This is a genomic window from Tepidibacter sp. Z1-5 (assembly GCF_037844525.1).
Lineage (GTDB): Bacteria > Bacillota > Clostridia > Peptostreptococcales > Peptostreptococcaceae > Tepidibacter_A.
Window position 1 is genome coordinate 1 of sequence record NZ_JBBMMD010000045.1, and the last position, 12,891, is coordinate 12,891.

Genomic DNA, 12,891 nt, shown 5'->3' on the forward strand with positions numbered 1-12,891 from the left:
GTTTTAATTTATAATAGAGTTGCTAATATTAAAACTGTCTATACAAATGTTAGTGAATACTTTTAGATATTTTGACTAATATAACTTAGGTTTTATCGTTTAATAATCCGTTAAAAAATTTGCGTGTCTGACCGTAGGGAGTTCGTAAATTTTAGAATTATTAATAAGATAAAAGCTTAGTTGTATTCAAAATATCGTTGCATTCGCGGTATTTTTATAGATAGTTTTCGATAACCCACAAGACCTCAAGAAGAACTTAGGTTTTCGCCTTACTTTATAACGTGAAATAATTTCTAAATTCATCAAGTGAAAATGCATTATGATCCGAATAAATTTTTAGAATTTCTATATCTTCCTTAGGTATATGATTAGCTATCAATATCTCTGCATCATAATATTCACTCAAGTCTCTTCTAACCTTTAAATTTTCTTTAAAACTCAAAGATGTTTCCCAATATCTTGTAATAACATCTTTAGCCTTAGTATCTAAATATTTGTTACAATATTCAAAGCCTTCTATATTCCTCAATGCAAATGGCTCATATATTTCATTCGCCAAATTTTCATCTGCAATCCAACACATATCCTCATTTATCTTTAATGATAAAAGAGCACTATGAGAATGAAAATAATGGTCTTTTCTAAAATTAAGACTTGCAAATATAGCTTTTTTTCTATCTACCCAATCAGGAACTTTATCTGTTTTCAAATCTTCTATATAATCATGAAATCCCTTGTATTTAGTGATATAAGTTATTTTATCATCAAATGATATCCCATTTTTCATAACGTATCCTAAGTCTTTCAAAGATATAACATGATAAACTCTTTTTGTCTTAGTATAATCATCAAATAAAAACTCCATAATATCCTCCTTTGATTTTTGTACAAAAAATAAGAGAGCATTTCTGCTCTCTTATTTTTTACTAAATTATTGTTCTATATACGCATTATCAAAGAATACTTGACCTAGCGGAGATACTTTAACACCTTTTATGTTTTCTTTTAATAATTCTGGATTTGTGTAATAATAAATTGGAATTAATATATTATCATCCATAATCATATCTTGTCCTTTATGAAGCATCTCATATCTTTTTTCTGGATCTTCAGTCTTCTTAATATCAGTTATAAGTTTATCAAACTCAGGATTTTTCCAGTGAGAATTGTTATTCCCACTTGTAGATATAAACATATCTAAGAATGTCATAGGATCTGAATAATCTCCTATCCATCCATTTCTAGCTATTTGGAAATGTCCTTGAATTCTAGTCTCTTGGAATACCTTCCATTCTTGATTTTGAAGCTTAACATCTATATTTAAGTTCTTCTTCCACATTTCTTGAACAGCTTCAGCTATAGCCTTATGATTTTCATCAGTATTATAGTATACAGTAGTTTCTGGGAATCCTTCTCCATTTGGATATCCAGCTTCAGCTAATAATTTTTGTGCTTCTTCAACATTAGCATCAGGAGTTATACCATAATCTTTAGAACTTTCCACAAAGTCTTTTCCATTAGGTCCTGTTATTCCTTCTGGTACAAATGTCTTAGCAGGCTTTTGTCCAGCTTTAACAACAACTGTAGTTATAAGATTTCTATCTATTGCTAATGATAAAGCTTTTCTAACCTTAGGGTCATTAGTAGGCTCCTTAGTTACATTAAGCGAATAATAGTAAGTTCCAAGATATGGATGTATCTTGAAATTCGGATCATTCTTTTCTCTAAGCTGTGGTATTTGAGGTTCTGGTACTAAATCAGTTCCATCTATTTCTCCTGATTGGAAAGCTTGGAAAGCTGTTGTAGCTTCAGTTATCATAGTGTATTCAATACTATCAAGCTTTACTCTGTCTGCATCATAATATTTATCATTTTTAACTACTTCTATAACGTCTCCTCTTTGCCATTTAACCATCTTAAATGGTCCATTAAAAGGTACGTTTTCTGGATGTATAGGCCATGCTTCTGGATCTTTCTCAACTATATCTTTTCTAACAGGGAAATAAGTTGGGAAAGCTGTTAACTCTAAGAAGTATGGAGTTGGAGCTATAAGAGTAACCTCTAAAGTCTTTTCATCCAAAGCCTTAACAGCTACATCATCCATTTTAGCTTCATTTGCATTGAATTCATTACCATTTTTAATGTAATATAATTGGTATGCATATTCAGCTGCAGTCTTAGGATCTAAAGCTCTTTTCCAAGCATACTCGAAATCTTGAGCTTTTACCGGTTCTCCATCAGACCACTGTGCATCTCTTAAATGGAATGTATAAGTTGCCTTATCATCAGATATATCAACTTTTTCTGCCATACCTGGTATAGCCTTATTATTTTCATCAAGTCTCATAAGTCCTTCATAACAGTTTGCTAAAACACCTGATGACTGAACTCCTGAATTTAAAGCAGGATCTAATGTCTTCGGATCTGCTCCTATATTATATTTCACTGTTTTTTTCGCCGTACCAGCCTGATCAGTTCCTCCGCCACATCCAGCTAAAGTTCCGAGTGCTAGTACAAGTATCATCATAAATGATAGAACTTTTTTCAAATGAATCCCTCCCTTTAATATTTTTTATTTTATTAAAATATAAAACACATAGTTAATATGTATTCTATATATTTTAATCAAACCCTTTTTATTTTTTTGAATTTTTCGAACATTTTGTATTATTCGTGTAAATGACATGCTGAGCTATGTCCACTAGATATTTCTTTAAGCATAGGTTCAACCTCTGCACATTTTGGCATAGCGTACTTACATCTAGTTCTAAATCTACATCCTGATGGAGGATTTAGAGGACTCGGAACATCTCCTTCAAGAACTATTCTCTTACTGTTTTTTGCAGCATTTGGGTCTGGATGTGGTATTGCCGAAAGTAGTGCCTTAGTATAAGGATGAGCTGGATTATTGTATAACTCATCACTTTCTGCTATCTCAACTAATTTACCCAAATACATAACCCCTATTCTATTAGATATATATTTAACCATAGATAAATCATGTGCTATAAACAGATATGTAAGTCCAAGTTCATTTTGTAAATCTTCTAGCATATTTACAACCTGTGCTTGTATAGACACATCCAGTGCAGATATAGGTTCATCCGCTATTATAAATTCTGGTTCTACAGCTAAAGCTCTAGCTATTCCTATACGTTGTCTTTGTCCACCTGAGAATTCATGAGGATATCTTGCCGCGTGATCTGGATTAAGACCAACTTTTTGTAGTAAATAATGAATTCTTTCAAGCTTTTCTTTTCCATTACTACACATATTGTGTATATCAAAAGGCTCTCCTATAATATCTCCAACAGTCATACGCGTATTAAGAGAAGCATATGGATCTTGGAATATCATTTGTATTTTTTTTCTGTACGGCTTCAATTCTTTTTGAGAAAGGTTTGCTATATCCTTTCCTCCAAACATTATTTTTCCATCTGTTGGATCATAAAGTCTTATTATAGTTCTTCCTGTTGTAGACTTACCACAACCAGATTCTCCAACAAGACCTAACGTTTCTCCTTTTCTTATGTGAAAGCTTACATCATCAACTGCTTTTACGTATTGAGTTTCCCTGTTTATAAATCCCTTTTTTATAGGAAAGTATTTTTTTAGATTCTGTACATCAACTAGTATTTCATTTTTATTCATATTTATTTACCCTCCTTTAGGTTTTTATTTATACTATCTACCTTAGGAGCATCTTTATGAAGTAGCCAACACATAGATCTGTGATCTTCTTTTACATAAGTGTATTCAGGCATTTTATCTATGCATATCTTCATAGCATATTCACATCTAGCTGCAAATGGACATCCTTTAGGAGGCTTTAATAAATCTGGAGGTGATCCTGGGATTGGAATCAATCTTTCTTTATCCTCTTTATTTGCAAGCTTCGGTATAGATTTTAAAAGTCCAAGTGTATACGGATGCTTAGGGTTATAGAATATATCTTCAGATCTACCCTCTTCTAATATTATTCCTCCATACATAACAATTATTCTTGAACATACATCTGCAACTACACCTAGGTCGTGTGTTATAAGTATTATAGATGTATCTAGTTTATTTTTTAAATCTTTCATAAGTTCAAGTATTTGCGCTTGGATAGTAACATCAAGAGCAGTTGTTGGTTCATCCGCTATTAGAAGTTGAGGTTCACAAGAAAGTGCCATGGCAATCATTGCTCTTTGTCTCATTCCACCTGAAAACTCATGTGGATATTGATCTATTCTTTTTTCAGGACTAGGTATACCAACAATATCTAACATTTCTATAGCTTTTTTTCTAGCTTCAGCCTTAGATATTTTTTGATGTTTAACTACCGCTTCAATTATTTGATTTCCAACAGTATAAACAGGATTTAAAGAAGTCATAGGATCTTGGAATATCATTGCTATGTCGTTTCCTCTTATTTTTTGCATTTCCTTATCACTTTTTTCTATTAAATTCTCACCATTAAAAATTATATCTCCGCCGATTATTTTTCCTGGATGTTGAAGTAATCTCATAATAGACATAGATGTTACAGATTTACCACTACCCGACTCTCCAACTATACCCAATGCCTCTCCTTTATCCAAATGAAAACTTACTCCTCTTATAGCCTTTACTTCTCCTACATGAGTAAAAAAGGAAGTTCTCAGTTCTTTTAATTCAAGTAAATGATCTTTCATCAATTTCTCCTCCTTTTATTTACGCATACGTGGATCTAGTGCATCTCTCAATCCATCCCCTAAGAAATTAAATCCTAACATAGTAACTGATATAGCAAGTGATGGGAAGAACAATTGATATGGATATATACTCAAAGTTGCTAACGCATCATTAGCAAGTACTCCCCAAGATGCCATCGGAGCTGAAACTCCAAGACCGATAAATGATAAGAATGCTTCAGTAAATATAGCACTCGGTATCGACATTGTCATAGTTATTATTATAGGTCCCATAGCGTTAGGTATTAAATGCATAATAAGTATTCTAAAGTCACTAGCACCAAGTGTTTTTGCAGCTAGTACATATTCTTGTTCTTTTAATGATAGTATTTGACCCCTAACTATTCTTGCCATATTAATCCAATAAACAGATCCTATAGCAACTAGTATAGCATTAAGTCCCGTTCCCATAACTACCATAAGAAGTATAACGTATAATGTAAGAGGTATAGTGTATAATATATCTACTATTCTCATCATTATATTATCTATCTTACCTCCAAAATACCCTGCGATTCCACCGTAAAGCACTCCTATTACAAGATTTATTATAGATGCTACAATTCCTACTGTTAAAGAAATCCTAGCCCCATATAATACTCTAACATATAAGTCTCTACCATGAGAGTCTGTACCAAACCAATGGTCAGCATTCGGCGTTTGATTTGCATTTAATAAATTTTGATCTGAATAAGAATATTTAGCCATCATAGGTCCAAATATAGCTATCACTACTAAGAATATCAAAAATACCAAAGATCCCATAGCTACTTTATTATTCTTCAAACGTCTCCATACATCCTGCCAATATGTCATAGAAGGTCTTAATATTTTTTCAGAATCTCTATCTTCTTGGCTCAAAGGTTGCCATAAATTTTTATCTATATTAAGGTTTTCCATTAATCACTCCCCCTTAGTCATCATATTTTATTCTAGGATCTATTAATCCGTAAAGTAAGTCTACTATAAGTATCATTCCAACTAAGAATACAGCATAAAAAATTGTAACTCCCATTATAAGAGTGTAATCTCTATTAGTTATACTCTCAACAAATGATCTACCAAGTCCAGGAACTGCAAATATCTTTTCTATAACAAAAGATCCTGTCAAAAGTCCTGCTGCAAGAGGTCCTATGTAAGTAACTATAGGTATTAAAGCATTTTTAAGAGCGTGCTTAAATATTACTATTCCTTCACTAAGTCCCTTAGCTCTAGCAGTTCTTATATAGTCTTGAGATACAACCTCAAGCATACTAGATCTCGTAAGTCTTGCTATAAATGCAAAAGAATACGATGCAAGAGCAATACTAGGCATTATCATATGTCTCCACGTTCCCCATCTAGCGGCAGGTAGAACATGTACCTTTACTGCAAATACATATATCATTAACGTTGCTATAACAAAACTCGGTATGGTAACTCCAAGTATGGCAATAAACATTACTCCACTGTCTACCCAAGTTCCTTGCTTTAATGCAGCTATAACTCCAAGAGGAACTCCTATTAATAGTATTATTGCTATAGCTATAACTCCTAATTGAGCTGAAGCTGGGAATGTTTGAGCTATGATGTGATTTACGGTCTCACCCTTTACCTGATAAGATGGTCCTAAATCTCCCTTTAAAATATTCTTAAGATAAGTTGTGTACTGCACAAATACCGGTTCATTTAAATGATATTTTTCATTAAGCGCTGCTTCTATTTCTGGAGGCAACTTTTTTTCACCTGTAAAAGGCCCTCCTGGAATAGTATGCATAAGTATGAAAGTAATAGTTACGATAAAAAATAAAGTTATTATCATTGATATTAACCTTTTAACAATATAACGACCCACGATATCACTCCTTTATTATCAGATTATTTTTACATATGATTTTTTTTTTGCGATAATTTCATTTTTATATATATTATATTATTTTTTCATTTAATGCAAGGACTCTTTTCTTCCAGTTTCATTCATTTTTCAACATTCTTTAAAAATTTTCACATTTATACACCTCATGAACACGTGTCTTTTGAATGTTTTTGGTTTTATATTCTTTTTTTTCTGAAAAATATCGTTTTCTCTACAATTTCTAATTTAAATTTAGCTTTCACTATATTATTAAAAACTTTTCCTGATTTTATTCAAAAAAAATAAGAGTGGGAATTCCCACTCTTACATATTTTTCATTATATCTATTATTAATTTATTCGCCATTTGAGGATTTGCCTTACCTTTACTAGCCTTCATAACTTGACCTACTAAGAATCCTAAAGCTCTATCTTTTCCGTTCTTATAATCTTCAACAGATTGAGGGTTGTTATTTAATATACCTACTACTATTTCTTTTATAGCCCCTTCATCTTGTATTTGAATAAGACCTTTTTCTTTTATTATATCTTCTGGTTTCTTTCCAGTTTCAAACATTTCTCTAAACACCTTTTTACCAGCATTATTATTTATCTTTCCATCTGATATAACCTTTAATAAGTATACGAAATCGTCTTTATCAAACTTAACATCATCAAGTGTTATTCCTTCATCATTAACTCTTCTCAATAATTCAGTCATAATCCAGTTACTTATCATCTTAGCGTCACTAAACTTAGATACCATTTCTTCAAAATAACTTGAAATTTCCTTAGAAGTAGTCAGTACCTTAGCATCGTATTCAGGAAGTGAATATTCTTTTATGAATCTATTTCTTTTGTCATCAGGAAGTTCTGGTAATTTACCTTCTATCTCATTTATATACTCTTCAGTAAGATTTATATCTACAACATCTGGCTCTGGGAAGTATCTATAATCTTGAACACTTTCTTTACTTCTCATAGATATAGTCTTATTTTGAGAGTCATCCCAACGTCTTGTTTCACGTACTGTATTTTCTCCTTTTGCAAGAAGTTCATTATGTCTTACAACCTCATATTCCATAGCCTTTAAAGCTGCTTTAAATGAGTTTAGATTTTTAAGTTCTACTATATTAGACTTTCTTCCATCTTCTTTTATTACATTTACATTCACATCACATCTTAACGAGCCTTGCTCCATTTTCACATCAGAAATATTTGTAAATAGTAATACTTCTTTTAATTTTTCTAAGAATTGATATGCTTCTTGTGGAGAATTCATATCAGGTCTAGAAACTATTTCAATTAGCGGAACCCCACTTCTATTATAGTCAAGAAGAGTATCTCCAGTTGCATCATGAAGAGATTTACCTGTATCCTCTTCTATATGTATTCTCTCTATTCCTATTTTTTTAATAGACCCATCTTCAGCTTCTACCTCTATATATCCATCCGAGCAAAGAGGTATATCATATTGAGATATTTGGTAAGCCTTTGTAAGATCTGGATAGAAATAGTTCTTTCTGTCCATTTTAGTATTTCTAGCTATTTTACAATTAAAGCTAAGTCCAGCAGTAATAGCAAAATCTAAAACCCTTTCATTTAAAACAGGTAAAGATCCAGGAAGCCCTAGGCATACTGGACAACAGTTAGTATTTACATCTGATCCAAATTCATTTTTGCATCCACAAAATATTTTAGTATTAGTTAAAAGTTCTGCATGTATTTCAAGTCCTATTAAAATTTTATCACCCATTATTTCACCTCCAATTACAGTTTCGCTCTTTGATCTTTAAATTCTGTTACACTCTCAAATGCATGAGCTACCTTAAGCATAGTAGCTTCATCAAAGTAATTTCCTATTATTTGCATTCCAATTGGAAGCCCATCTTTGAATCCACATGGAATAGACATTCCAGGAACACCAGCAAGGCAAGATGGAATAGTACATGCATCTTCCATATACATAGCCATAGGGTCAGATGTCTTCTCTCCTATATTAAATGCTACATTTGGAGCAGTAGGAGCTATTATAACATCTACATCTTCAAATGCATCCACAAAGTCTTGCTTTATCAAAGTTCTAACCTTTAAAGCCTTTTTATAATAAGCATCATAATAACCAGCACTTAAAGCATAAGTACCTATCATTATTCTTCTCTTAACTTCATCTCCAAAACCTTCAGTTCTAGTTTTAGTATATAATTCTTCTAAAGATTTATATCCTTCAGCTCTATAACCATATCTTATACCATCAAATCTAGCAAGATTAGAACTCGCTTCACTAGGGGCTAATACATAGTAAGTAGCTATAGCTGAGTCAGTATGAGGAAGCGATATTTCCTTAACAGTTGCTCCCATTTCTTTTAATTTTTCTACACCATCCAAAACTGCTTTTTTAATATCTTCGTCTATTCCTTCTATAAAATACTCTTTAGGAATACCTATCTTGATGTTGCTCATATCTTTATCTAAGCATTTCTCATAATCTACAACCTCAACCTCTGCACTAGTTCCATCCATGCTGTCTTTTCCAGCTAGTTCTCTTAACACAATAGAACAATCTGTTACATCCTTTGTAAATATACCAACTTGATCAAGAGATGAACCAAATGCTATAAGTCCATATCTAGAGATTCTTCCGTATGTAGGTCTAAGTCCAACAAGTCCAGTAAGGGCCGCTGGTTGTTTTACAGATCCTCCTGTGTCAGATCCAAGAGCATAAAAAGCCTGTCCAGCTGCTACTGCCGCTGCAGAACCTCCAGATGATCCGCCTGGAACCTTATTTAAATTCCAAGGATTTTTAGTCTTTTTAAAATATGAATTTTCTGTAGATGATCCCATAGCAAATTCATCCATATTAGTTTTACCAACCATTACAGCTCCAGCAGCATTAAGCTTTTTTACAACCGTTGCATCATATGGAGGTATAAAGTTTTCAAGCATCTTAGATGCACAAGTAGTTTTAATTCCATCTGTACATATATTATCCTTTACAGCCATTGGAATACCCGCAAGAACTGATACTGCCTCTCCTGATTTTATCTTTTCATCTATTTCCTTAGCTCTATTTAAAGCCTCTTCCTCAGTTACAGTTATATAAGAATCAACCTTTGGCTCAACCTCTTTTATTCTATCTAGAATACTTTGAGTAAGCTCCAGAGCCGTTATTTCTTGTTTTTTTATTTTTTCACTTGCTTCTTTCAACGTCATTTCATAAAGTTTCAATAGGTTCACTCCTTTCTAATCTAATACTTTTGGTACCTTAAAGCATCCCATCTCTTTTTGTGGAGCATTTTGAAGTACCTTTTTAACTTCTAATGATTCTTTTACTTCATCATTTCTAAATTGATTAGAAATATTTATAGGGTTATAAGTTATATCAGTATTTTCAGTGTCTACACTTTGAAGCTTTTCTACATAATTTAATACATCTCCTATTTTCTTAGAGATAGCTTCAATTTCATCTTCCTTAACTTCAAGCCTAGACAATTTAGCCACATGCTTCACAGTATCCTTATCTAACATATTCTCACTCCTTTTTAAATCTAAAAGCAAAATTGTACGAATTTTGCATGCATAACTAAAATTATACCTTTTTTTACTCAAATAATCTAGGTTAGTTACTCATATCTAAATGTTTCTGAACTTCTTCCTTTGAAGATAATTTTATTATTTCGTCAAATATCTTCTCATCTATAACCTTTATTCCAAGAGAATTTGCTTTATCAAGCTTAGATCCAGCCTCTCTACCAGCAAAAACTATATCTGTTGATTTACTTACACTTCCAGTTACTTTACCACCAAATTTTTCTATTATTTCTTTAACATCATTTCTCTTATATTTATCAAGTGTTCCTGTTAAAACTATCTTCATTCCTTCAAATATTTTAACCTCACTACTGTTAGTTTTTAGTGATTTCAGATTTACATTTGCTGTTTTAAGTTTTTCTATAAGCTCTAAATTCTTATCATTATCAAAGAAATCTACTACACTATCAGCCATAACTTCTCCAAATTCTTCAAGTTGAATTAAATCTTCTTTCTTAGCTTCTATTATTTTGTATATATCGTCAAAATCATTAGCAAGTATCTTAGCACCTTTACTTCCTATATACTTTATTCCTAAACCAAATACTAATCTCGACAAATCATTCTCTTTAGATTTTTGTATAGCCTCTATTAAATTTTGAGAAGACTTTTCTCCCATTCTCTCAAGAGAAACTAAATCTTCTTTTTTCAAGTAATAAATATCTGCTATATCCTTTATTAAATTTTCTTTTAATAAAAGTGCTACTATACGTTCACCTAGTCCATCTATATTCATAGCGTCTCTTGATACAAAATGTATTATCCCTCTTCTTATTTGAGCAGGACAAGATATATTCATACACTTAACAGCAGCTTCTCCCTCTAATCTACTAGTATCAAAACCACACTCCGGACATTTATCAGGCATTTTAAATTCTACTTCTGTGCCATCTCTTTCATCTTTAACAACTTCTACAACCTCTGGTATAACATCTCCTGCTTTTTGTATTATAACCGTATCTTTGATTTTAATATCCTTTTGTTTTATGTAATCTTCGTTATGAAGTGTTGCTCTTGATACTATAGATCCCGCAACTTGAACTGGCTCAAGTAAAGCTGTCGGTGTAAGATTTCCAGTTCTTCCAACCTGAATTATTATATCAAGTAATTTAGTCTTTTTCCTTTCAGCAGGGAATTTATAAGCTATTGCCCAACGAGGACTTTTAGTTGTATTTCCTAATTCTTCTCTTTGCTTTAAATCATTAACCTTTATAACCATACCATCTATATCAAACTTTAACTCTGATCTATGTTCTGTCCAATAACTTATAAACTCTATAACTTCTTGTATATTCTTGCATACTTTGTAATTAGAGCTAACCTTAAATCCTAATTCTTTCAAGAATTCTAAGCTTTCACTGTGAGTTTTAAATTTATCTTCATCTATTCCTTCAAGATTAAATACAAACATATCTAAATGTCTCTTTGCCGCAATCTTAGAATCAAGCTGTCTTAAAGAACCTGCAGCTGCATTTCTAGGATTTGCAAATAAATTCAACCCATTTTCTTCTTGATATTTATTAAGCTTTTCAAATTTATCTTTTGGTATAAACACTTCTCCTCTTACCTGCAAATTCAGATTTTCGCTAATTTTTATAGGTATACTCTTTACAGTCTTTAAGTTCTTAGTTACATCTTCTCCTACTTGTCCATCTCCACGAGTTGCACCTATTTTTAATACTCCATTTTCATAAGTTATAACGGCTGATAATCCATCTATCTTAAATTCTACTACATATTCAACATCACTATTTACTACATTTTTTATTCTATTATCAAAATCTCTCAAATCACTATCTGAAAATGCATTAGAAAGACTTAGCATAGGAGTTTTATGTACTACTTGTTCAAATTTATCAAGTGCAATCCCACCAACTCTTTGTGTAGGTGAATCCTCTTTTTTATATTCAGGATATTTTTTTTCTATATCCATAAGCTCATTCATCAACATATCGTAATCATAATCCTCAATCTCAGGATCATCCTGAACATAGTATTTATGATTATGATAATTTATAATTTCAGTAAGTTCTTCAACTCTTTTCTTAATATCCATACCTCATCACCTTTCACAAAACTTATATCATCAACTTTATCCTACTGTTAATGATACCCATGAATCCAAATTATATAATTTTATTTGTAATAAATAAAGATTTCATTACCAAAACTATTATAATTCAATTATCTACAAAAATCTTTATATAAAAATTTATATTTATATTTTTTTGTTTTATATATATTATCTAAAACACCTGAAAGCAAGCTCTGAATATACACATTAAAAATGACGCTCATTTAAATATTGACTAAGTAACGTTATTTCAATGAGTGTCATTTTCAATTAAACGCCTAATTTAGTTATCATAAAAAAATATATCCTAAATTAAGGATATATTATTTCAATTTACTCTCAACCGATTCTATTTTTTGTTTCATACTTCCAACCTTGTCTCTTCTATCATCTATTTTGATGCTAGTAGAAACCCTCATCGCTCCATTTTCAAATACACTTTCATGCATCTGTTTTATAGTACTAAATATCAAATCTAAATCACCCTCTATTATAGTTCCCATAGGAGTTAACATATGTTTTAAATTTTTTTCTTTTTCCAATACCTTATGTACATCCGCTACATATGAACTAAGACTTGTGCTCTCACTTCCAAGTGGAACTATAGTAACTTCAACAAGTGCCATAAAAAATCCCCCTCAAATAAAATTTCACCATACATTATATCATATAATTAAC

The 12,891-nt window shown here is 31.5% G+C and carries 11 protein-coding genes; all 11 read right to left on the bottom strand.

What is annotated here, in order from left to right; all coding sequences use genetic code 11:
* Positions 1–274 precede the first annotated feature (274 nt).
* The 11 genes from WJW32_RS10685 to WJW32_RS10735 all read right to left on the bottom strand — a co-directional run bounded on the left by WJW32_RS10685 (position 275) and on the right by WJW32_RS10735 (position 12,839).
* Positions 275–865: a hypothetical protein gene (locus WJW32_RS10685; RefSeq protein WP_340258123.1), complete on the bottom strand. Its 591-nt coding sequence runs from the start codon at positions 863–865 to the stop codon at positions 275–277.
* 66 nt (positions 866–931) lie between these two features.
* On the bottom strand, positions 932–2,548 hold the full coding sequence (locus WJW32_RS10690) for a peptide ABC transporter substrate-binding protein (protein ID WP_340258124.1): 1,617 nt from the start codon (positions 2,546–2,548) through the stop codon (positions 932–934).
* Between the two features lie 119 nt (positions 2,549–2,667).
* Positions 2,668–3,651 (bottom strand): ABC transporter ATP-binding protein, encoded by a 984-nt coding sequence (locus WJW32_RS10695; RefSeq protein WP_340258126.1) that lies wholly within the window; start codon positions 3,649–3,651, stop codon positions 2,668–2,670.
* Between the two features lie 2 nt (positions 3,652–3,653).
* Entirely contained in the window at positions 3,654–4,676 is a 1,023-nt protein-coding gene (locus tag WJW32_RS10700) for an ABC transporter ATP-binding protein (RefSeq protein WP_340258128.1), read from the bottom strand.
* Between the two features lie 15 nt (positions 4,677–4,691).
* On the bottom strand, positions 4,692–5,615 hold the full coding sequence (locus WJW32_RS10705; RefSeq protein ID WP_340258130.1) for an ABC transporter permease: 924 nt from the start codon (positions 5,613–5,615) through the stop codon (positions 4,692–4,694).
* Positions 5,616–5,628: 13 nt separating this feature from the next.
* Complete coding sequence (locus WJW32_RS10710) at positions 5,629–6,549, bottom strand: ABC transporter permease (RefSeq protein WP_340258132.1); 921 nt, start codon at positions 6,547–6,549, stop codon at positions 5,629–5,631.
* Positions 6,550–6,873: 324 nt separating this feature from the next.
* On the bottom strand, positions 6,874–8,304 hold the full coding sequence (gene gatB / locus WJW32_RS10715; RefSeq protein ID WP_340258134.1) for an Asp-tRNA(Asn)/Glu-tRNA(Gln) amidotransferase subunit GatB: 1,431 nt from the start codon (positions 8,302–8,304) through the stop codon (positions 6,874–6,876).
* 14 nt (positions 8,305–8,318) lie between these two features.
* On the bottom strand, positions 8,319–9,785 hold the full coding sequence (gatA, locus tag WJW32_RS10720; protein ID WP_445330236.1) for an Asp-tRNA(Asn)/Glu-tRNA(Gln) amidotransferase subunit GatA: 1,467 nt from the start codon (positions 9,783–9,785) through the stop codon (positions 8,319–8,321).
* 6 nt (positions 9,786–9,791) lie between these two features.
* Positions 9,792–10,076 carry an Asp-tRNA(Asn)/Glu-tRNA(Gln) amidotransferase subunit GatC gene (gatC, locus tag WJW32_RS10725; protein ID WP_340258138.1) on the bottom strand — a complete coding sequence of 95 codons (285 nt, stop codon included), beginning with the start codon at positions 10,074–10,076 and terminating at the stop codon, positions 9,792–9,794.
* Positions 10,077–10,167: 91 nt separating this feature from the next.
* The gene (ligA, locus tag WJW32_RS10730) at positions 10,168–12,195 is read right to left on the bottom strand and encodes an NAD-dependent DNA ligase LigA (RefSeq protein ID WP_340258140.1); all 2,028 of its coding nucleotides are present in this window, start codon (positions 12,193–12,195) and stop codon (positions 10,168–10,170) included.
* Positions 12,196–12,536: 341 nt separating this feature from the next.
* The gene (locus WJW32_RS10735) at positions 12,537–12,839 is read right to left on the bottom strand and encodes an MTH1187 family thiamine-binding protein (protein ID WP_340258142.1); all 303 of its coding nucleotides are present in this window, start codon (positions 12,837–12,839) and stop codon (positions 12,537–12,539) included.
* Positions 12,840–12,891: the final 52 nt, after the last annotated feature.

What these genes read in the sequence shown, in the direction of transcription:
- WJW32_RS10685 (WP_340258123.1), bottom strand. Translation starts at nt 865, where the DNA reads ATGGAGTTTTTATTTGATGATTATACTAAGACAAAAAGAGTTTATCAT.
- WJW32_RS10695 (WP_340258126.1), bottom strand. Translation starts at nt 3,651, where the DNA reads ATGAATAAAAATGAAATACTAGTTGATGTACAGAATCTAAAAAAATAC.
- WJW32_RS10700 (WP_340258128.1), bottom strand. Translation starts at nt 4,676, where the DNA reads ATGAAAGATCATTTACTTGAATTAAAAGAACTGAGAACTTCCTTTTTT.
- WJW32_RS10705 (WP_340258130.1), bottom strand. Translation starts at nt 5,615, where the DNA reads ATGGAAAACCTTAATATAGATAAAAATTTATGGCAACCTTTGAGCCAA.
- gatB (WP_340258134.1), bottom strand. Translation starts at nt 8,304, where the DNA reads ATGGGTGATAAAATTTTAATAGGACTTGAAATACATGCAGAACTTTTA.
- gatC (WP_340258138.1), bottom strand. Translation starts at nt 10,076, where the DNA reads ATGTTAGATAAGGATACTGTGAAGCATGTGGCTAAATTGTCTAGGCTT.
- ligA (WP_340258140.1), bottom strand. Translation starts at nt 12,195, where the DNA reads ATGGATATTAAGAAAAGAGTTGAAGAACTTACTGAAATTATAAATTAT.
- WJW32_RS10735 (WP_340258142.1), bottom strand. Translation starts at nt 12,839, where the DNA reads ATGGCACTTGTTGAAGTTACTATAGTTCCACTTGGAAGTGAGAGCACA.